This window comes from Roseococcus sp., assembly GCF_965227005.1.
Classification (GTDB): Bacteria; Pseudomonadota; Alphaproteobacteria; order Acetobacterales; family Acetobacteraceae; genus Roseococcus.
This window is the reverse complement of record NZ_CBDDFJ010000012.1, coordinates 1-16579: the sequence shown is the minus strand read 5'-3', so window position 1 is coordinate 16579 and position 16579 is coordinate 1. Positions and strand designations below refer to the sequence as shown.

Below are 16579 nucleotides of genomic sequence, written 5' to 3'. Positions count from 1 at the left end.
CTCGACCTCAGTTTGGGCATGCTCGGCGAGGCGCGGGCCGCGCTGCCCATCCCGCTCCTCCAGTCCCGCGCGGAGGAGCTGCCGCTGGCCGATGCCAGCGTGGACTTCGTCAGCATGGGCTATGCCCTGCGCCATGTGACCGATCTGGGCGTGCTCTTCGCCGAGTTCCGCCGCGTCCTGCGCCCCGGCGGGCGGGTGCTGGTGATGGAGATCGCCCGGCCGGAAAGCCGCCTCGGCTATGCCCTGACCAAGGCCTATGTCGGGGGCGTCGTGCCCATGCTCAGCCGGATGCTGGGCCGCGATTCGCGCCTGCTCATGCGCTACTACTGGGACACGATCGACGCCTGCGTGCCCCCCGCCGAGATCCTGGCGCGGCTGGGCGAGGCCGGGCTCGCCGAGGTGTCCTGCGAGACCGAGCTCGGCGCCTTCCGCGCCTATCGGGCGCGCCGCGCGTGACGCCTCCCGCATTGCGCCCGCTCGCCGCCCAGGTGGTGGGCCGATATTCCGGTTGCTCGCGCTACGCCCGCGGCTTCGTCCAGGGCAAGCTGCTGACCGACCCGGCCACCGGGGCGATCCTGCGGCTGGCCACCCGGGCCGGCGGCTTCGGCCGGGTGGCCGATCTGGGCTGCGGGCGGGGGCAGGTGGGCCTCGCCTTGCTGCTGGCGGGTCTGGCCGAGAGCGTCGCGGGGCTGGACCTCGATGCCGGCAAGATCCGCGACGCGAAGGGCGCGGCCGAGGGCCTGCCGGCGCGCTTCGAGGCCGCCGACCTGGCCCTGGCCCCGGTGCCGCCCTGCGACACGGTGCTCATCTTCGACGTGCTGCTGCAGATGCCCATTTCCGCCCAGCTCGACCTCATCGACCGCATGGGCGCGGCGGCGAGCCGGCGCGTGGTCATCCGCGCCTTCGACCCCGATTGCGGCTGGCGGGCCCGCCTCGGCAGCGCCATGGAGGAGGCCGGACGGCGGCTGCGGCGCGACGGCTCGGCCTTCCGCCCCTTGCCCCTGGAGCGCCTCGCCGAGCCCCTGCGTCGGCGCGGCTTCGCGATCCAGGTGCGGCCCTGCTGGGGCTGGACCCCGCTGCCCAATGTCATGCTGACCGCAGAGCGGGCGGCTTGACCCGGCGTTGCGGGTCGCAAGGACCCTCTGCTATGAAAAAGACGGTTGGCACTCAACCATCGGTGTTGGTGCGGCGCTATATGGCCATCACCGTTGCGGGGAGTTCATGACCATCCAGGACGCCACGGCCCTGCGAGGGCAATCCGCCGATCCTTTCGAAGCGGAGGTCGCGCGCCTGATCGTCGGCGCGCTGTCGCTGGAGATCGCGCCGGAGCAGATCGACCCCGAGGCGCCGCTCTTCGGCGAGGGTCTCGGGCTGGATTCCATCGATGCGCTCGAAATGTCGCTCGTCATTTCCAAGGCTTATGGCGTCCAGCTACGCTCGGATGACGAGCGCAACCACCGCATCTTCACCTCGCTCCGCAGCCTGGCCGGGCACATCGCGAAGCAGCGGGCGGGTTAGCGCCATGACCGCCAGGCGCCAGGGGAGGTCCTGGACAGGGCCGACCCTCTGGGCCCTGGCGATCATTCCCGAGATTCTCCTCGGCGCCTTGGCGGTGTGGCTCGCCGGGCGGCACGGGCCGGCACTCGTCGCCATGCTGATCAACCTGCTGGTGGCGCTGCGCTTCGGCATGACGCTGCGTCCCGGCGCCGTTCCGCTCATCACCCGCTATGCCCGCTGCGACCGGATGGGCCTGCCCGCGGAGTGCGAAGGCTATACGCGACGGCTGACGGCGGCCTGGACGGGCTTGCTCGCCGGCTTCGCGCTCCTGCACGCCCTGGCGCTGACCGACCTGTGGAGCACGGCGGCGGTCGGCCGCTGGCAGGCCGCCGTCGTCATGGGCGTCTTTCTCGGCGAGCATGCGCTGCGCAGCCTGGTCATGCCGCAGCTCGGCATCGCCACGCCCTGGCGGACCTTCGCCGCCATCTGGCAGGCCAGCACCCGGCGCGGGGAGCATCCCCATGCGGCCTGACGGATCGCCGACCCGGCGCGGACGAGATGAGGTCCTCTGCCATCGCGGCGGAGAGCCGGTCACGGTCGGCGCCTTCCTCGATCAGGCCTCGGCGCTGGCGGCGCGCCTGCCCGAGGCGGGTCACGCGGTGAACCTCTGCGCCGACCGTTATCTCGCCTTGCTCGGCTTCATTGCGGCTGTGCTGCGCGGCCATCCCACGCTGCTCGGCGGCGGGCCGGGGGCGGCGCCCGCCTTTCTCGACATGGCGGCCCGCGACTATCCCGGCGCCTATGCCATGCTGGACCACGACCGGCCCGGCACGCCCATGCCCGTCCAGCGCGTGGATCGTCCTGTGGGCGCGTCCGTGGAATGGCCCGCCATTCCGCCCGATCGGCTGGCCGCCATCGCCTTCACCTCCGGCTCCACCGGCCGGCCCACCGCCCATCTCAAGCCCTGGGGCGCGCTGGTTGCCCATGCCGAGGCGGCGGCCGAGCGCTTCGGGCTGCGCGACGGGCCGGTCACCAGCCTCGTCGCCACCGTGCCGCCGCAGCACATGTACGGCTTCGAGACGACGATGATGCTGCCGCTCCAGGCCGCCGTCGCCATCCACTCGGGCGCGACCTTCTTCCCCTCCGACGTGCGCGAGGCGCTGGCGGGCGTGCCGGAGCCCCGCCTGCTCGTCACCACCCCGCTGCACCTGCGCGCCCTGCTGGCCGAGGGCCGCCCGATGCCGCGGCTCGCGGCCGTCATTTCCGCCACCGCGCCCCTGCCGCGCGAGACGGCCGAGGCGGTGGAGCGCGACTGGGGCACGGCGATGCTCGAGATCTACGGCGCCAGCGAGGCCGGCTCCATGGCCAGCCGCCGCATCCTGCGCGACGAGCGCTGGCTGGCCTATCCCGGCATCGCGCTGCGCCCCGGCGTCGCGACCGTGCCCGGCATCGGCGAGGTCGCGCTATCGGACGCGCTGGAATTCGACGCCGATGGCCGCTTCCGCCTGATGGGCCGCCTGTCGGACCTCGTGAAGCTGGGCGGCAAGCGCGCCTCCCTGGCAGAGCTCAACCGGGTGCTGGCCGGGGTGCAGGGCGTGCTGGACGGCGTCTTCGTCGCGCCCGAGGACCTCGACAGCAACCCGACCTCGCGCCTCACCGCCTATGTCGTGGCCCCGGGGCGCACGGCCGACGACATCCTCGCGGCGCTGCGCGCCAAGGTGGACCCGGCCTTCCTGCCGCGACGGATGATCCTGGTGGAGGCCCTGCCGCGCGACGGGCTCGGCAAGCTGCCGCGCCAGGCGCTGGCAGCGCTCGGGTCATGACACGCTTTGTCCTGCCGGCGGACCATCCGGCGCTGCCCGGACATTTTCCCGGCCGGCCGATCGTGCCCGGCGTGCTGCTGCTGGATGCGGTGCTGCAGGCGGCGGCTGCCTTCGGCGCACCGCCGCGGCGCATCCTGCGCGCGAAATTCGCCGCCCCCGTGGCGCCCGGCGACGAGGTGGAGATCCGCTTCGAGCCCCGCGCGAGCGGACGCACCGCCTTCATTTGCCGCCGCGGCGAAACCACCGTCCTGCTGGGCGAGTTCTGATGCCCGACGGATCGCGCGCCGCCTGGACCGCGACGCCCGAGCGCGGCAGCGACGCGGTCGTCCGCGCCATGGTCTGGGTCGCGCGGTGGCTGGGCTGGCATGTCGCGCAGATCCTTCTGCGCCCGATCACGGCCTATTTCCTGCTCTCCTCGCCCCGGCAGAGGGCGGCGGCACGGGTCTATCTCGGGCGCGCTCTGGATCGCCCGGCCGGGCTGCGCGACCTGTGGCGGCTCTACTTCGCCTTCGCCTCGACCATCCTGGACCGCGTATGGCTGGTGCCCGGCGAGACGCGGGGCTTCACCCTCGAGATCCGGGGCCTCGAGGCGCTGCGCGAGGTGATCGCGCAGGGCCGGGGCTGCCTGCTCTTCGGCGCGCATTTCGGCAGCTTCGAGGCCCTGCGGGCCGTGGCCGATGCCGGCTCGCCCGTGGCGGTCTCCGTGCTGATGCACGAGGCCAATGCCCGGCTGAAGGCGATCCTCGACGCCCTGGGCGGGCCGGATCGCGCCGGGGCGGTGATTCCGCTGGGCGAGCCCGGCGCGATGCTGCGCGTGCGCGAGGCGCTGGAGGCGGGCGGGCTCGTGGGCCTGCTGGCCGACCGCAATCCGGGCGGCGAGCGCGTCCGGCGCGTGGACTTCCTCGGCCGTCCCGCGCCCCTGCCGACGGGGCCGCATCTGCTGGCCGAGGTGCTGGGGGCGCCGGTCATGACGGCCTTCGGCATTTGGCGTGGGCCGCGCCATTACGAGATGCGCTTCGAGGCCTTCTCGCCGGGCGGGCCGACGCCGCGCGCGCAGCGCGAGCAGGCCATCGCGGCCTCCACCGACCGCTACGCCGCGCGGCTGGAGGCGATCTGCCGGGAGTACCCCTACAACTGGTTCAACTTTCACGATTTTTGGGCGGAGGAGAGGCTTTGAGGCGGCGCGTGCTTCTGGGCACGTTCGTCGCCGGCCCCGCCTGGGCGCAGGAGGACGAGCTCTCGCGCCTCATGGCCGCGCTCGCCGCCATCCGCGAGCGGCGCGACCGCTTCACGGAGGAGCGCGCCATCCCCGAGCTCGACCTGCCCTTGCCCAATGAGGGCACGCTCTCCTGGTCCGCCCCCGATCGTCTGGAGAAGCACACCACCTCGCCCATCGACGAGCGGCTGACCGTCGCGGGCGGGCGGCTGGTCTATGAGCGCGCCGATCGCGACATCCGGCGCGAATTCTCGCTCGCCGATCAACCCGAGATGCAGGCGCTGGTCGAGGCCATCCGCGGCACCCTGGCCGGCGACCTGCCGACGCTGCGCCGCCATTACGAGGTGGCGTTCGAGGGCCGCCACGACGGTGCCTGGCGGCTCGTCCTGCGCCCGCTCTCGCTGCGCCTGCGCGCCTCGGTACAGCGCATCCTCGTCACCGGCCAGGCCGACCAGCCGACCGGGGTGGATACCGAGGGCAATGGCAGCACGACCCGCATGAGGATCCGCCCCGGCCCATGAAGCGCCTTTTCGCCGCGCTCCTGGTCCTGCTTGTCGCGGGTGGGCTGCTGGCCTGGCGGGTGCCGCCGCGCGCCGATCTCGTGGAGTTCCTGCCCGCCGGCCGCACCCCGGCCAGCGCCTTCCTCTTCCGCGAATTGCAGAGCGGCGCGGCCACGACCCTGCTGCTGGCCGCCATCGAGGGCGCGCCGCGCGAGGAGCTGGCGCGGCTCTCGCGCGAGACGGCGGCGGGGCTGCGCGCCTCGGGACGCTTTGCCTTCGTCGGCGATGGCAGCCTGCAGCTTTCGGAGGCCGAGCAGGCCTTTCTGTTCCGCCATCGCTATCTGCTCTCGGCGGAGACCACGCCGGAGGCCTTCGCCGTGCCGGCCCTGCGCGCGAAGCTGGAGGCGCTGCTGGACGGACTGCGCTCGGCCGCTTCACCGCTGCTGGCGCGTTTCGGCTTCGCCGACCCCACCGGGGCCTTCCTCGGTCTCGCCGCCGGATGGCTGAGTGACAGCCGCGTCGAGAGCGCGGACGGGGCGTGGTTCGCGCCCGGTGGCGCGCGCGCGCTGCTGGTGGCGCGGGGGCAGGGAGCGGGGCTCGACGCCGAGGCGCAGCGCGCCGCGATGGCCGCCTTCCAGACTGCCTTCGACGCCGCGCATCCGGGTTCCGCGCGCCTGCTGCTGAGCGGCCCGGGCGTCTTCGCCGCCGCCGCCGCCGCGCAGATCCGCAGCGATGTGGAGATGATCACCACGGCCTCGGTGTTGCTGCTCGCGGCCTTCCTGTACTGGCGCTTCCGGTCGCTGGTCCTGCTGGGGCTCGTCGCCGTGCCGCTGCTGGCGGCGGTGGTCGCGGGCTATGCGGCGGCCGCCGCGCTCTTCGGCTCCGTCCATGCCATCTCGCTGGGCTTCGGGATGACCATGCTGGGCGTGACGGTGGACTACCCCATCCTGCTGCTGACCCTGCGCCGGCCTGAGGAGAGCCTGCCCCAGGCCGCCGCGCGCATCTGGCCGACTCTGCGCCTGGCGGCGATCTCGGCGGCGGCGGGGCTGCTGGCCATGCTGGGATCGGGGCTGCCGGGGCTGGTGCAGATCGGCGTCTTCGCGGGGGCGGGGCTGCTGACGGCGGCGGCCACGACGCGCTGGCTGCTGCCCCGGCTGGTCTCGCCGGAAACCCGCATCGCCGCACGGCCGCTGCCCGGCTGGATTGCGCTGGACGCGCTGCGTGGCCGGCCGCGCTGGGCCTTCGGCGCGATGCTCGCGGCCGTGGCGATCCTGGTCGCGACGGGCGGGCCGCCCTGGCAGCGCGACCTCGCCGCGCTCAGCCCCATTCCGGCCGCGCAGCAGGCGCTGGACGGCGAGTTGCGCGGCCAGCTCGGCGCGCCCGACGTGCGCAGCCTCTTCGTCCTCGGCCCGGGCACGGAAGGCGAGGTGCTGGCCCGCGCCGAGGCGCTGTCCGTGGCCGCGCGGCCGCTGATCGAGCGCGGCCTGCTCGCGGGGATCGACCTGCCCAGCCGCTACCTGCCGAGCCCCGCGCTCCAGCGGCAGCGCCAGGCGGCCTTGCCGCAGGCCGATGCCCTCGCCGCAGCCCTTCGCGTCGCGGCCGAGGGGATGCCCTTCCGCCCGACCGCCTTCGCCCCCTTCCTGGCGGCCGTCGAGGAAAGCCGGGGATTGCCCCCGCTCGACGCCGCGACCTTCGCCGAGGGCGCGCCCACCGTCGCCGCCCGGCTCTCCCCCTTGCTCAGTCGGCATGGCGACGAGGTCTGGGGCATCGCCCCGGCCAGCGGCGTGGGCGATCCGCTCGCGCTGGAGGCGGCGGCGCGGGCGCTGGAGCTGCCCGGCGTGCTCTTCCTGGACGTGAAGCTGGAGATGGAGCGCCTGCTGGCCGAATACGGCGCGACGACGCTGCATTGGGCGCTGGCCGGCGGCGGGCTCGTGCTGATCCTGCTGATGGCGGGGCTGCGGGGCGTGCGGGCGGGGATCGGCGTGGCCGCGCCCATCGGCGGGGCGGTGCTGGTGACGCTGGCCGTGCTGGCGCTGTCGGGCGAGGCGATAAGCCTCTTCCACCTCGCCGCGCTGCTGCTGCTCGCCGGCCTTGCCATTGATTATTCGCTATTCCTCGCCATAAGAGGCGCCCCCGACGTGGATGACGACAGATTGGGAGCCGTCTTGACCTGCGCGATTTCCACCCTGCTCACCTTCGGCTTGCTGGCGCTCTGCGACACGCCCGTGCTGCACGGCATCGGCCTGACGGTGGCCGTCGGCGTGGCCGCGGCCTTCCTGCTGGCCTGCGCGCTCTCCGCGCCGGCCGCGCGGCACTGAGGCCGGGCGCGATGTGGCCGCTCGCCATCACCGCCCGCAGCGCCGTGACCGCGCTGGGCACGGGCACGCAGAGCCTACGCCTGGCGTTGCGGGACCGCCGCGGCGGGCTAGCGCCCTGCGCCTTCCCCGGCGCGCCGGCCGGTATCTGGGTGGGCGCCGTCCAGGGGTTGGAGGAGGCCGCGCCCCCGGCTGCGCTGGCCGCCTTCGACTGCCGCAACAACCGCCTGGCCGAACTCGCCCTGCGCGCCGACGGCTTCGAGGAGGCCGTGGCCGAGGCGCGCGCCCGCCATGGCGCGGATCGCATCGCCGTGGTTGTCGGCACCAGCACCGCCGGCATCGAGGAGACGGAGCGGGCCCATGCCCGCCGCGCCCCCGGCGAGACCGCCCTGCCGGCGGATTTCGACTATGCGCGCACCCATGACCTCCAGGCCCTCGCCGATTACCTGCGCGCCCGCCTGGGCCTCGCCGGGCCGGCACTGGTGGTCTCGACCGCCTGCACCTCGGGCGCGCGGGCCCTCATGCAGGCCGCGTCCCTCATCGCCAGCGGCCTAGCCGATGCCGTGGTCGCCGGCGGCGTCGACAGCCTCTGCCGGCTCACCCTGAACGGCTTCGCCTCGCTGGAACTGCTGAGCTCCGGCCCGACCCGCCCCTGCGCCGCCGACCGCGACGGCATCTCCATCGGCGAGGCGGCCGGGCTGCTGCTACTGGAGCGCCCCGCCGACGCCCCCGCCGGCGCGCCCCGCCTGCTGGGCGCGGGCGCGAGCAGCGACGGCCACCACATGTCCTCGCCGCATCCGGACGGGCTGGGCGCCGTGGGCGCGATGCGCGCGGCACTGGCGGCGGCGGGCTTCACGGCCGAGGAGATCGACTACGTGAACCTCCACGGCACCGGCACCCGCGCCAACGACGCCATGGAGGACCGCGCGGTCCATCACGTCTTCGGCGAGGCGGTGCCCTGCAGCTCCACCAAGGGCTGGATGGGCCATACGCTGGGCGCCTCGGGCGCGGTCGAGGCCATCCTGGCGATCCTGGCGATCGAGGACGGGCTGATCCCCGGCTGCCTCGGCATCGCCGAGCCCGACCCGACCTTCCGCGCGCAGGTGGTGACGGCCAATGCGGCGGCGCCGCTGCGGCGGGTGATGAGCAATTCCTTCGGCTTCGGCGGCAGCAATTGCAGCCTGATCCTCGGGGCATGAGAGCCTGGATCAGGGGCCTGTCGGTCTGGGGGCCGGGGCTTGCCGGATGGGCGGCGTCCGAGCCGGTCCTGGCCGGGCATGCCGAATGGGCGCGGACCGAGGCGCAGGCCCCGCCGCCGGCCCTCCTGGCCGCGACCGAGCGCCGCCGCGCCGGCGCGACCGTGCGTTTCGCGCTCGCGGCGGCCGGCGAGGCCACGCAGGACGAGGATCGCGTCGCCCTGGAGACCGTCTTCGCCAGCGCCAATGGCGACGGGGCGGTGATCGGGGCCATGATGGCGGCGATGCACGATCCTCAAGGCGCCATCTCGCCCACGCAGTTCCACAACTCTGTGCACAACGCGGCGGCGGGCTATTGGCATATCGCCGCGGGCTCCACGGCGCCCTCGCTGAGCGTCGGCGGGCATGACGGCAGCTTCGCGGCCGGTTTGCTGGCGGCCATGACCTCGGTGGTCGCGGGCGGACGGCCGATCCTGCTCTGCGCCTATGACACGCCCATGCCGCCGCCCTTCGAGGCGGTGCGGCGCACGGATTTCCCCTTCGCGGTGGCGATGGTCCTGCACCCGCAGCCGGCCGGCGCGCAGGCCGCGATCGCGCTGAGCTACCGCCCCGGCGCCGCGCCTCCATCCCCGACCGAAGGCCTGGACGCCCTGGCCGAGGGCAATGCCGCCGCCCGCGCCTTGCCGCTGCTGCGGGCCCTGGCGGCGCGGCGCGCGGCGCGGATCGCCTTGCCCTATCTGGAGGACGCACATCTGGAGATCGAGGTCGCGCCATGCTGACCCCGCCGCTCGGGCGCGAGGCCATCGCCGGCCTCATCCCGCATCAGGGGGCGATGTGCCTGCTGGACCGTGCGGCGGCCTGGGATGCCTCGAGCATTCTTTGCGAGACGGAGCGCCATCGCGACCCGTCGAACCCGCTGCGGCGCGACGAGATCCTGCCCGCCGTCTGCGGCGTGGAATTCGCGCTCCAAGCCATGGCGCTGCACGGCGCGCTGACCTCGGGCGCGGCGCAGCCGGTGGGCTTCGTGAGCAGCCTGCGCGAGCTGACGCTGCGGGTGGACCGGCTGGACGACCTGCTCGATGCGCTGCGGATCGAGGCCGTGGCCCTGGTCGCCGAGGCCGGGGGCTTCATCTACCGCTTCGAGATCTCCGCAGGCGAGACGATGCTCGTCACCGGCCAGGCCTCCGTCATCCTGCGGCGCGCGGCATGATGCGCCGGGCCTTGGTGACGGGCGGATCGAGCCCGATCGGCGCGGCCATCTGCCGCAGCCTCGCGGCCGAGGGGCATGAGGTGCTGGTCCATGCCCATGGCAACCTCGCCCGCGCCGAGGCGCTGGCCGGCGAGATCGGCGGCCGCGCCTTCGCCTGCGACCTCACCGACATCCCCGCCACGGCCGCGGCCATGGAGGCGCTGCTGGCCGGAGGCCCGGTCCAGATCCTGGTCCACAATGCCGGCACGCATGACGACGTGCCGCTCGCCGGCATGTCCGAGGCGCAGTGGCGCGGCGTGGTGGATGTGACGCTGAACGGCTTCTATGCCGCGCTGCGCCCGCTGATTCTGCCGATGATCGGCACGCGCTGGGGGCGGATCGTCGCCATCTCCTCCATCTCGGGCATCATGGGCAATCGCGGCCAGGCCAATTACGCGGCTGCCAAGGCCGGGTTGATCGGCGCGGTGAAATCCGTCTCGCTGGAATATGCCGCGCGCGGGGTGACGGCCAATGTCGTGGCGCCCGGCATCATCGACAGCCCGGCCGTGGCGGCCGCCATGCCGCGCGAGAAGATCGCGGCCCTGGTGCCCGCCCGCCGCGCCGGAAAACCGGAAGAGGTGGCCGATCTGGTCACCTTCCTGGCCTCCGAGCGCGCCGGCTATATCTCCGGCCAGACCATCGCCGTCAGCGGCGGGCTCGGCTGAATCACTGCGTCCGGTTGCGGATCCAGCTGCCCGTGCGGTTCATGGCGGCGCCGGTATCCTCCCCGGCGCGGTTGAGCGCATTGCCCGTCGAATCCGCCGCCCGGCCGAGCGCCTGGCCGGTATCCGTCCCCGCGCGGTCCAGCGCATTTCCGGTGCGCTGCATCGGTCCCTGGCCCTCGGCATTGCGGTAGCAGCCGGTGAGCGCCAGCAGTCCGCCGATGGCAATCACGCCCAGCTTGGGAAAGTTCATTCTCGATCTCCAGTTCTCGTTCCGCGATGCTGGCACGATTCGCCTCACTCCGCCGCCATCATACGCTCGGGCACCGCTTCGGGCATGGCAGGGCCGAGCCCGAGGCGGTGCAGCGCGGACAGGGTGTGGAACACGGCCTTGAAGCTCAGGATCGGCACCACCGCGCGCGGGTCGCCGCGCAGATTTCCGGCCAGCATGTTGATGATGCCGTCGCGCATCCACAGCGTGTTGCGCGGCGCCATGAAGAGCGAGCGCATCACCGGATCGTTGATGCGGTAGATGAGCCAGCTGATGCGGTCCATCGCCTGGGCCAGTTCGCGATTGGTGCGCTCGGCGAGGCGGTGGCCGCGCGCGGGATCGTCCAGCCAGGCATGGGCGGCCTTGGCCCCCAGCTCGCCCGCCGTCATGGCCATGAGCACGCCGGTCGAGAACATCGGATCGACGAAGCCATAGGCGTCGCCGATCATGAGGAAGCCCTCGCCGCAGCCCTGCCGCGCGCGATAGCTGTAATTGCCGGTGGAGAAGATCTCCGAGATCATCTGCGCGCCGCGCGTGCGGGCGGCGACGGTGGGGCTGCTGGCGATGCGCGCCTCGAAGAGCTCGCGCGGCGTGCCCTTGCGGCCCTTCCAGGCCGTCTGGTTGCCGACGAAGCCGATGCTCATGACGCCGCCGGGCAGGGGGATGAGCCAGAACCAGCCATCCTCGGCCAGGTGGATGCTGATATAGCCGTCCAGCTCGCCCGAGCGCCGCTCTACGTCCTGGAAGTGCGCGTAGATGGCGGCGGTGTTGTTGTGCTTGTTCATCGCCTTCACGCGCATGCGCCCGGCGAGGAAGGTGTCGCGGCCCGAGGCGTCCAGCACGTAGCGCGGATGGAAGGTCAGCTCCTCGCCATCGGCATTCCTGGCGCGGATGGTGGCGCGCTCGCCTTTGGCGAAGACGGCGTCGGTGACGCGGATGTTCTCGTGCGTCTCGGCGCCGTTGCGGGCGGCATTGGCGAAGAGCAGCGCATCGAGCTCCGAGCGCTTCACCTGCCAGGCATGGGTGCGCGCCTTGTTGAGCGCCTGGGCGAAAGGAAAGGCGCAGCTGCGCCCCGTGCGGTCGGAGACGAATTCCGCGCCCGGCTTGTGGACCCCGATGCCGCGCACCTCCTCCAGCACGCCGAGCCGTTCGAGGATGTCGAGATTGGCGGGCAGCAGGCTCTCGCCGATGTGGAAGCGCGGATGCGCCTCCTTCTCCAGCAGGACGACGCTGCGGCCCTGCATCGCCAGCGTGGCGGCGGCGGTGGAGCCGGCGGGACCGCCGCCGATGACCAGGACCTCGGGGGATGTGTTCATCGCCGGAAAATCCGGCCCGGTCCATGACACGTCAAGCGTTTTGGCGGCGCAGCGCCATCCAGAACGAGCCCTGCGCCACGATCCCCGCCACGGAAAGCACGATGGCCACCGTCAGCGCCGGATTGGACCCCAGCCCCCCGGCGGCGGTGCACAGCGCCCCGACCGCCATCTGGATGAAGCCGAAGAGGCCCGAGGCCGAGCCGATCGCCTGGGGATTCACGCTCATCGCCTGCGTCAGCGCGGCGGGTGAGGCGAGGCCCAGGCCGACCGCAAAGCCGAACATGCACCCCATCATGGCCGCGACGCTCAGATGCCCCGTCAGGACCGTCGCCAGGAAGGCGAAGGCCGAGACGGCGCTGAGCAGATTGCCGCGCACCAGCAGCTTCTCCAGCGCCACGCGTCCGATGAGGCGGCTGCACGTCGCACTGCCGACCCACATCCCCAGCACCAGCAGCGCCAGATAGATCGCCACCTCATGCGACGGGCGGTGCAGCTGGTGCACGAAGATGAAGGGCGCGGCCGCAACGAAGGCATAGACCGCCGTGGTCGCGCAGCCGCCGCCGATCGCATAGCCCAGGAAGGCCGGCGACCGCAGCAGGTTCACCGCATGGCGGAGGAAATTGCCGCTGCGCGAGGTGAGCGCGCGCGTCTCCGGCAGCAGCTTCCAGCAGAAGACCAGGTTGACCAGCCCAAAAGCGCTCAGGACATAGAGGATCGAGCGCCAGCCCAGGGTTTCGGAAAGCGCGGTGCCGATCATCGGCGCCACGCCGGGGCCGATCGTCACCATCAGGTTCATCACCGCGAGCCGCCGTGCCGAGCCCTCGGCCGAGGAGGTGTCGCGCACGATGGTGCGCCCCAGCACCAGCCCCGCGCAGCCGCCCAGGCCTGGAAGAGCCGCGCGGCGATCAGCGAATGGGCGTCGGGCGCGAGGGCGGCGGCGAAGCCGGCCGCGGCATAGATCATGAGCCCCACCATCAGCACCGGCCGCCGCCCGAAGCGGTCGGAGACGGGGCCGTAGATGAGCTGCCCGATGGCGAGACCGAGGATGTAGAGGCTCACCGTCAGCTGCATCGTGCCGATGCTGGCCTGCAGATCCTCCGCCGCGCGCGGCAGGGCCGGCACGAAGATGTGCATGGCCATGGTGCCGCTGAAGGTGAAGAGCGCGAGCAGCCAGAGCGGGACGCTGGCTTTGGCGGGCGCGTCGTCCTGCGGCACGTCCCTCACGGCGCCTCGCGAGCCGGAGTGTCGTGAACCGGGGCATCGCCAACCGGGGCATCGCCAACGGGGGCATCGGCAGGGCGCGCCAGCACCTGCACCGTGGCGGTGAGGCCGGCCACGAGGCGCGTCCCCTCCGGCACGCGATCCAGCGCGATGCGCACCGGGATGCGCTGGGCGAGGCGGACCCAGGTGAAGGTCGGGTTGATATTCGCCAGCAGGCCCGTGCCCGCCGTCCGTTCACGGTCCTCGATGGCCGCGGCCATGCTGTGCACATGGCCGCTCAGCATGGAGGACTGGCCCATGAGCTGGATCGCGACGGGATCGCCGATGTGGATGCGCGGGACCTTCGTCTCCTCGAAATAGCCCTCGACGCGCAGGGAATCCGTGTCCACCAGGGCCAGGACGGCCTTGCCCGCGGGCACATAGTCGCCCGGGCGCAAGGTGAGGTTGGCGACCGTGCCGTTCACCGCGGCGCGCACCTCGGACCGCGTGAGGTTCAGCTGCGCCAGCATGCGGTCGGCCGTGGCCTGGGCGAGCGCGGCCTCGGCCTGCGCCACGGCGGTGTGCGCCTGCTCGGCGGATTGCCGCGAGACGACCTCGCGGATGGCCTCGTAGCGGGAAAGGTCGCGCTGCGCCTGAGCGAGGGTAGCGCGCCGGCCCGCCAGCGCGGCCTCGGACTGGCGCAGCGCGATCTCGAAGCGCTCGCGGTCGATGCGGAACAGCACGTCGCCGCGATGCACCGGCGCATTGTCCTGCACGAGGATGTCGCTCACCAGGCCGGAGACGTCGGGCGCGATGCTGACGACGTCGGCGCGCACGCGCGCATCGCGCGTCCAGGGCTCGTCGACATAATGGTCCCACATGCTGCGGGCGATGAAGAAGGGCGGCGCCGACGGCCGCCAGCGTCACGGCCACGCGGAGGGTGGATCTGAGGAAGGGAGGCATCACGCGAAGCTCCCGCGACAGCGCGTGGATCGCGCCCAGGATGAGGACATAGAGCGCGAGGTTGAACAGCGCGCGGTGCCAGACGAGATCGTAGAATCCGGTCCAGCCGATGAACCGGCGCGCGACCTGGGTGAGGGCATAGGCGGTGATCATCAGCACGAGGAAACTCGGGATGAAGACGCCATGGACGTCGAGTTCGGGGTTCATGATCTTTCTCAATCAGGCCGCCGCGGCCAGCGGGGCGCATGCGGGAGCCGGCCCGCGTGGGCCCGGTGCGAGGGGGAAGAAGCCCCGCCGCAGCCCGACCAGGGCCTGGGCCGCATCGCGCGCGACGGGCCGGTCGGCTTCGCGCACCGTCTGCTCCAGCGCGTCGTCGATGCGGCCGAGCAGCGCATCCGGCGGCGTGGCGGGGCCGCCGCCGATCCTGTCGCGGAAATGGCCGCTGACGCCGGCCAGCACCTCGTCGATGCGCGCCTTCGCCATCGGGCCCAGGCGACGCCGGTCGCGCTGGAGGTCGAGCACGTTGTAGCCGATGCGCAGCTCCGCCAGCCCGTCGAGGCCGGCGAGATGGCCCGCGCCCTCGGCGTCCAGCCGCGGCGTGAGCTGACCGAGACGGTCCAGCATGCGCCCGGCGAGCGCGGCGTGGTCGCCGCGGCCGGTGCCGGCGGCCAGCGCCGCCAGATCCGCCCAGCCCGCGCGGGCGAGGCGCCGTGCGGCCAGCGCCGCGCCGAAGGGCTTGGTGGCCATCGTCCAGACCAGGGCGAAGAGCACGCCGGCCTGCACCGCGATGTTCTCGTTCGCATAGCTCGCGAAATCGACGTTGTAGCGGCTGGTCAGCGCCAGCGAGCCCGCGCCCATGGTGGAGAGGGTCATGGCAATCAGAAAGGTCTGCGGCCGCGGCATGATCAGCCCGATCAGCAGGAAGGGCGGCGCGAGGCACAGAGCCAGAAGCTCGAAGTCGTGAACCGCAGGCATGACGGTGAAGAGGAAGAGGCCGGCGCCCAGCATGGCGACACCGCCCCAGACGAACATCGAGCGCATCATCGGCACGGGGCGGTCGGCGGCGCCGAAGAAGCAGCAGGCCACGGCGGCGACCGCCATGAAATTGGCGCCGCCCGTCCAGCCGCTGTGGATCCAGATCAGCCCTGCCAGGAAGATGGCGAGCACGGTGGAGCCGGCGGTGACGGCCATCATCACATGGTCATGATGGCGGTTGCTTCCGATCAGGAGGCGGCCGTGCGAGCTGTTCCTGCGCGGCGGGGGCGCGCAGGGCCGGCGGCGATGTTCCGCCGCTGGGCGAGGCAGTCGCGCCACAGCTCCACCACCTCGCGCAGGCGCGCGACGAGGCTGGAGGTCACGAGCCCGCTCCAGCTGCGCATCTGGGCCGTGGAAGGCTCCAGCGCATCCAGCCGCGCGAGGATCGCCGCGGTGTCGAGGTTGGCGCCCGCGCCCATCCATTCCGCGATCTCCGCCGTCAGCTCGCGCAGTTCGGGGGGCAGGCCGTCGGCCTCGAGGCGGAGCGCCTGCATCCGGTCGGCGAGGGAGGAGAGCAGAGGCAGCAGCAGGAGCAGCCGGCCGCGCAGCTCGCGGGCCTGGCCGGCCATGTCGCTGGCCTGGGCGTCGTAGGAGATCTGGCTGATGAGCATGTCCATCGCGGCGATGTCGCCGGCGAGACGCTGGCGCGCGAGGGGAGTCGCGTCCTCGCCGCGCAGAATCTCCTGCGCCCAGGCGCCCGCATCACGCAGCCAAATGGAGATCCGCCCCGTCAGCACCGGCCCGATGCTGACCGGCAGGACGACGGCGCTGACCACCGCGGCGCAGGTGATGCCGAGCAGGATCTCCTGCGCGCGGGCCGTCGCGACGTCGAAGATGGTCTCGGGTGCGGCCAGCGCGGGCAGGGCGATGAGGGGCAGGGTATAGCCGGCCAGCATGAAGACGTAGCTGCGCGGCGTGCGGTCCAGCAGCGAGAGATAGAACAGCGTGCCGGTCCATAGCGCGATGGCCAGGACCAGGAGCTCGGGCGTGTTCACGAGGCTGGGCACGAGCACGACGGCGGCGGTCGCGCCCAGAACGGTCCCGCAGGCGCGGAAGATGGCCTTGGAGGCGGTGGCGCCCGAGAGCGGGTTCATCACGATATAGACCGTCGTCATCGCCCAGTAGGGACGCGGCATGTCCCAGGCCAAAGCGATGTAGAGGGCCAGTATCGCGGCCAGATAGGCCTTGCCCGCGAAGAGCCAGTCCCGTCCGCTGGGGAGCGTCATGGCATCGGCTCCAGCGCGTCGAAGACGCGAAGCGTGGCGGCGATGTCGGCGTCGCTGATCCCCGCGAAGACGCGCTCGCGCAGATCGGTGAGCACCTTCTCGATGTGCCG

General features: G+C 72.7%; 18 protein-coding genes and 2 pseudogenes. 13 read left to right on the top strand and 7 right to left on the bottom strand.

Annotation, left to right across the window (positions count from 1 at the left end; genetic code table 11):
- The 13 genes from ACO057_RS05870 to fabG form a co-directional block, all read left to right on the top strand.
- On the top strand, positions 1–456 hold a 456-nt coding region (locus ACO057_RS05870), incomplete at its 5' end, for a class I SAM-dependent methyltransferase (RefSeq protein ID WP_421989575.1).
- Positions 453–1115, top strand: coding sequence for a methyltransferase domain-containing protein (locus ACO057_RS05865; RefSeq protein ID WP_421989573.1), 663 nt, complete (start codon positions 453–455; stop codon positions 1113–1115). The genes ACO057_RS05870 and ACO057_RS05865, both read left to right, overlap by 4 nt.
- A 106-nt stretch (positions 1116–1221) precedes the next feature.
- The gene (locus tag ACO057_RS05860; protein WP_421989571.1) at positions 1222–1518 is read left to right on the top strand and encodes a phosphopantetheine-binding protein; all 297 of its coding nucleotides are present in this window, start codon (positions 1222–1224) and stop codon (positions 1516–1518) included.
- A gap of 4 nt (positions 1519–1522) precedes the next feature.
- Complete coding sequence (locus ACO057_RS05855; protein WP_421989569.1) at positions 1523–2029, top strand: hypothetical protein; 507 nt, start codon at positions 1523–1525, stop codon at positions 2027–2029.
- The gene (locus ACO057_RS05850; RefSeq protein WP_421989567.1) at positions 2019–3320 is read left to right on the top strand and encodes an AMP-binding protein; all 1302 of its coding nucleotides are present in this window, start codon (positions 2019–2021) and stop codon (positions 3318–3320) included. The genes ACO057_RS05855 and ACO057_RS05850 overlap by 11 nt, the downstream gene beginning before the upstream one ends.
- Complete coding sequence (locus tag ACO057_RS05845; protein WP_421989565.1) at positions 3317–3586, top strand: hypothetical protein; 270 nt, start codon at positions 3317–3319, stop codon at positions 3584–3586. Before ACO057_RS05850 ends, ACO057_RS05845 begins: the two co-directional genes overlap by 4 nt.
- Entirely contained in the window at positions 3586–4497 is a 912-nt protein-coding gene (locus ACO057_RS05840; RefSeq protein ID WP_421989563.1) for a hypothetical protein, read from the top strand. The genes ACO057_RS05845 and ACO057_RS05840 overlap by 1 nt, the downstream gene beginning before the upstream one ends.
- 8 nt (positions 4498–4505) lie before the next feature.
- Positions 4506–5057 carry a LolA family protein gene (locus ACO057_RS05835; protein WP_421989561.1) on the top strand — a complete coding sequence of 184 codons (552 nt, stop codon included), beginning with the start codon at positions 4506–4508 and terminating at the stop codon, positions 5055–5057.
- Positions 5054–7354, top strand: a complete 2301-nt coding sequence (locus ACO057_RS05830; protein WP_421989559.1) for an MMPL family transporter — start codon at positions 5054–5056, stop codon at positions 7352–7354. The genes ACO057_RS05835 and ACO057_RS05830 overlap by 4 nt, the downstream gene beginning before the upstream one ends.
- An 11-nt stretch (positions 7355–7365) precedes the next feature.
- Entirely contained in the window at positions 7366–8550 is a 1185-nt protein-coding gene (locus tag ACO057_RS05825) for a beta-ketoacyl-[acyl-carrier-protein] synthase family protein (protein ID WP_421989557.1), read from the top strand.
- Entirely contained in the window at positions 8547–9326 is a 780-nt protein-coding gene (locus ACO057_RS05820) for a beta-ketoacyl synthase chain length factor (protein ID WP_421989555.1), read from the top strand. The genes ACO057_RS05825 and ACO057_RS05820 overlap by 4 nt, the downstream gene beginning before the upstream one ends.
- Complete coding sequence (locus ACO057_RS05815; RefSeq protein ID WP_421989553.1) at positions 9320–9757, top strand: phosphotransferase; 438 nt, start codon at positions 9320–9322, stop codon at positions 9755–9757. The genes ACO057_RS05820 and ACO057_RS05815 overlap by 7 nt, the downstream gene beginning before the upstream one ends.
- The gene (gene fabG, locus ACO057_RS05810; protein ID WP_421989551.1) at positions 9754–10461 is read left to right on the top strand and encodes a 3-oxoacyl-ACP reductase FabG; all 708 of its coding nucleotides are present in this window, start codon (positions 9754–9756) and stop codon (positions 10459–10461) included. The genes ACO057_RS05815 and fabG overlap by 4 nt, the downstream gene beginning before the upstream one ends.
- Before the next feature lies 1 nt (position 10462).
- Here fabG and ACO057_RS05805 read toward each other — a convergent pair whose 3' ends face one another.
- From ACO057_RS05805 to ACO057_RS05775, 7 genes and pseudogenes are all read right to left on the bottom strand, one after another.
- Positions 10463–10711, bottom strand: a complete 249-nt coding sequence (locus ACO057_RS05805; RefSeq protein WP_421989577.1) for a hypothetical protein — start codon at positions 10709–10711, stop codon at positions 10463–10465.
- A gap of 44 nt (positions 10712–10755) precedes the next feature.
- Positions 10756–12045 carry an NAD(P)/FAD-dependent oxidoreductase gene (locus ACO057_RS05800; protein ID WP_421989549.1) on the bottom strand — a complete coding sequence of 430 codons (1290 nt, stop codon included), beginning with the start codon at positions 12043–12045 and terminating at the stop codon, positions 10756–10758.
- 31 nt (positions 12046–12076) lie between these two features.
- A pseudogene (locus ACO057_RS05795) lies at positions 12077–13179 on the bottom strand (multidrug effflux MFS transporter).
- 86 nt (positions 13180–13265) lie between these two features.
- Positions 13266–14126 (bottom strand): efflux RND transporter periplasmic adaptor subunit, encoded by an 861-nt coding sequence (locus tag ACO057_RS05790; protein WP_421989547.1) that lies wholly within the window; start codon positions 14124–14126, stop codon positions 13266–13268.
- 124 nt (positions 14127–14250) lie between these two features.
- Positions 14251–14415: pseudogene (locus ACO057_RS05785) on the bottom strand (DUF1656 domain-containing protein); the annotation flags it as partial.
- Positions 14416–14427: 12 nt separating this feature from the next.
- Positions 14428–15522: an FUSC family protein gene (locus ACO057_RS05780; protein WP_421989545.1), complete on the bottom strand. Its 1095-nt coding sequence runs from the start codon at positions 15520–15522 to the stop codon at positions 14428–14430.
- Complete coding sequence (locus ACO057_RS05775) at positions 15432–16469, bottom strand: FUSC family protein (protein WP_421989543.1); 1038 nt, start codon at positions 16467–16469, stop codon at positions 15432–15434. Before ACO057_RS05775 ends, ACO057_RS05780 begins: the two co-directional genes overlap by 91 nt.
- Positions 16470–16579 lie beyond the last annotated feature (110 nt).

What these genes read in the sequence shown, in the direction of transcription:
- ACO057_RS05820 (WP_421989555.1), top strand. Translation starts at nt 8,547, where the DNA reads ATGAGAGCCTGGATCAGGGGCCTGTCGGTCTGGGGGCCGGGGCTTGCC.
- ACO057_RS05830 (WP_421989559.1), top strand. Translation starts at nt 5,054, where the DNA reads ATGAAGCGCCTTTTCGCCGCGCTCCTGGTCCTGCTTGTCGCGGGTGGG.
- ACO057_RS05855 (WP_421989569.1), top strand. Translation starts at nt 1,523, where the DNA reads ATGACCGCCAGGCGCCAGGGGAGGTCCTGGACAGGGCCGACCCTCTGG.
- fabG (WP_421989551.1), top strand. Translation starts at nt 9,754, where the DNA reads ATGATGCGCCGGGCCTTGGTGACGGGCGGATCGAGCCCGATCGGCGCG.
- ACO057_RS05775 (WP_421989543.1), bottom strand. Translation starts at nt 16,469, where the DNA reads ATGACGCTCCCCAGCGGACGGGACTGGCTCTTCGCGGGCAAGGCCTAT.
- ACO057_RS05850 (WP_421989567.1), top strand. Translation starts at nt 2,019, where the DNA reads ATGCGGCCTGACGGATCGCCGACCCGGCGCGGACGAGATGAGGTCCTC.
- ACO057_RS05800 (WP_421989549.1), bottom strand. Translation starts at nt 12,045, where the DNA reads ATGAACACATCCCCCGAGGTCCTGGTCATCGGCGGCGGTCCCGCCGGC.
- ACO057_RS05840 (WP_421989563.1), top strand. Translation starts at nt 3,586, where the DNA reads ATGCCCGACGGATCGCGCGCCGCCTGGACCGCGACGCCCGAGCGCGGC.
- ACO057_RS05790 (WP_421989547.1), bottom strand. Translation starts at nt 14,126, where the DNA reads ATGTGGGACCATTATGTCGACGAGCCCTGGACGCGCGATGCGCGCGTG.
- ACO057_RS05815 (WP_421989553.1), top strand. Translation starts at nt 9,320, where the DNA reads ATGCTGACCCCGCCGCTCGGGCGCGAGGCCATCGCCGGCCTCATCCCG.
- ACO057_RS05860 (WP_421989571.1), top strand. Translation starts at nt 1,222, where the DNA reads ATGACCATCCAGGACGCCACGGCCCTGCGAGGGCAATCCGCCGATCCT.
- ACO057_RS05825 (WP_421989557.1), top strand. Translation starts at nt 7,366, where the DNA reads ATGTGGCCGCTCGCCATCACCGCCCGCAGCGCCGTGACCGCGCTGGGC.
- ACO057_RS05805 (WP_421989577.1), bottom strand. Translation starts at nt 10,711, where the DNA reads ATGAACTTTCCCAAGCTGGGCGTGATTGCCATCGGCGGACTGCTGGCG.
- ACO057_RS05845 (WP_421989565.1), top strand. Translation starts at nt 3,317, where the DNA reads ATGACACGCTTTGTCCTGCCGGCGGACCATCCGGCGCTGCCCGGACAT.